The sequence below is a fragment of the Sphingomonas sp. CCH10-B3 genome (genome assembly GCF_001556185.1).
GTDB classification, from domain to species: Bacteria; Pseudomonadota; Alphaproteobacteria; order Sphingomonadales; family Sphingomonadaceae; genus Sphingomonas; species Sphingomonas aquatica.
In genome coordinates this window covers 1-2,196 of record NZ_LSIJ01000086.1, presented here as the reverse complement: position 1 = coordinate 2,196, position 2,196 = coordinate 1, and the positions used below count along the sequence as shown (strand labels likewise).

Here is a 2,196-nt window from a genome sequence, read left to right as displayed (position 1 = left end):
CGACCAGGAGCGGTTCACATCGCGCGATATGATCGCGGTGGAGGCCCGGCTTGAGAGCGCCGGCGACGAGCTGGCGGGCCGCGCCGGGCATGGCGTCGCCGATCGCCAGCGGGACGCCGCGATCGGCGCGGCCAGCGCCAAGGGGCTTGTCCTGTCGGCCGAGCAGCGCGACGCCTTCGATCACATCACCGGGCGCGAAGGGCTGGCGTCCGTCGTCGGCTACGCCGGCAGCGGCAAATCCGCCATGCTTGGCGTCGCGCGCGAGGCGTGGGAGGGGCAGGGCTACACGGTGCGCGGCGCGGCGTTGTCGGGCATCGCGGCGGAGAACCTTGAGGGCGGATCAGGCATCGCGTCACGCACCATCGCCAGCCTTGAACACGCATGGGGTCAGGGGCGCGAGCAGCTAGGCCCCAGGGACGTGCTGGTCGTTGACGAGGCCGGCATGATCGGCTCGCGCCAGATGGAGCGTGTGTTGAGCCAGGCGCGCGACGCCGGGGCCAAGGTCGTGATGGTAGGCGACCCCGAGCAGTTGCAGGCGATCGAGGCCGGAGCGGCGTTCCGCAGCATCACCGAGCGGCATGGCGCGGCCGAGATCACCGAGATACGCCGTCAGCGCGAGGACTGGCAACGCGACGCGACGCGCGCGCTCGCCACAGGCCGCACCGGCGAGGCGATCCACGCCTATGATGGCAAGGGCATGGTCCACGCGGCCGACACGCGCGAGCAGGCGCGGGGCGAGCTGGTGGACGGCTGGGATCGCGCGCGTCAGGCCGAGCCGGGCAAATCCCGCGTCATCCTCACCCACACCAACGCCGAGGTCCGCGAGCTGAACGAGGAGGCGCGGGGCCGGCTTCGCGCGACCGGCGACCTTGGCGACGACGTGACGTTCAGCGCCGACCGAGGGACGCGCGCGTTCGCGCGCGGCGACCGCTTGATGTTCCTGCGGAACGAGCGGTCGCTAGGGGTGAAGAACGGCACGCTTGGCACGATCGAGCGGGTGACGCCGGAGGGCATGACCGTCCGGCTGGACGGGGGCCGTCAGGTCGCGTTCGACGCCAAGGATTACGCCCATGTCGATCATGGCTATGCGGCGACGTTCCACAAGGCGCAGGGCGTGACCGTCGATCGCGCCCATGTCCTCGCCACCCCCGGCATGGACCGCCACAGCGCTTATGTCGGCATGTCGCGGCACCGCGACGGGGCGCAGCTCCATTATGGCCGCAACGACTTCGCCGACCAACGCCAGCTCGTCCGCGCCCTGTCGCGCGACCGGAGCAAGGACATGGCCGGCGACTATGCGGTCCCCGCGCAGGACCAGGCTCGCGTGTTCGCCGAGCGCCGGGAGATATGGGGCGAGATCCGGTTCCCGGAACGCGCGCGCCAAGTGGCGGAGAAGGTGCGCGACAAGGCGCGCGGCATGTTCGCGGGATTCCGGCCGAAACCGATGTCGGAGAAAACGACGTCGCCCGAGCGCGTCGCGGCCGATCGGCCGCTGGCGCCCTCGCAGGCCCGCGCGATCGAACGCTATGGGCGCGCCGCGGCCGATATAGGCCGGATGCGGGAGAAGGGGTTGCCGGTGCTGGCGCACCAGGAGAGCGCGTTGCGCCGCGCCGGCGAGGCGTTGGACGCGACCCGGCCCCATGCCGCGCGTGACCTTGCCAGCGCGATCGAGCGTGACCCCCGGCTCGCGCGCGACGCGGCGGAGGGGAACACGGGCGGGGCGGCGAAGGCGATGGAGACGGAGCGCCAGGTCCGCATTGACCCCGAGAAGCGCGCGGGCCGCTTTGTGGAGCAGTGGCAGGGCATGAAGGAGGCGCGCGCCAGCATGGAGCGTGCCGGCGATCGTGCCGGCGCGGAGAAGCTGGGGAAGCGCATGGAGAGCATGGCGGGCGGGTTGCACCGCGATCCGCAACTCGAATCCGTGTTGCGGCGTCGCGCCCCCGAGCTGGCGTTGAGCATGGAGCGGGGCCGGTCGATCGGGCAGGAACTGGCGCAGTCGGTCGCGATCGGGCGTGATCGCGAGCGTGGCATGAGCCGGTAAGGGGGATGGGTGGCGGACGAGGACGACAGCCAGGGAGCAGACGCGGCCGAGGCTTTCGAGGCCATGCGTGGCGAGCTGGCGCTGTTGCGCCGCGCCGTGGAGGGGTGACTACACGAAAGTGACGTATCTGCACGGAAAGGGCGAACGGATAGCGA

Annotated in this window: 1 protein-coding gene; it reads left to right on the top strand. The window is 71.4% G+C overall.

Annotated elements, in window-relative coordinates; genetic code table 11:
• Positions 1–2,041: AAA family ATPase (locus AX672_RS14070; protein WP_066652255.1), on the top strand; the 2,041-nt coding region annotated here is incomplete at its 5' end.
• Between the last annotated feature and the right edge of the window lie 155 nt (positions 2,042–2,196).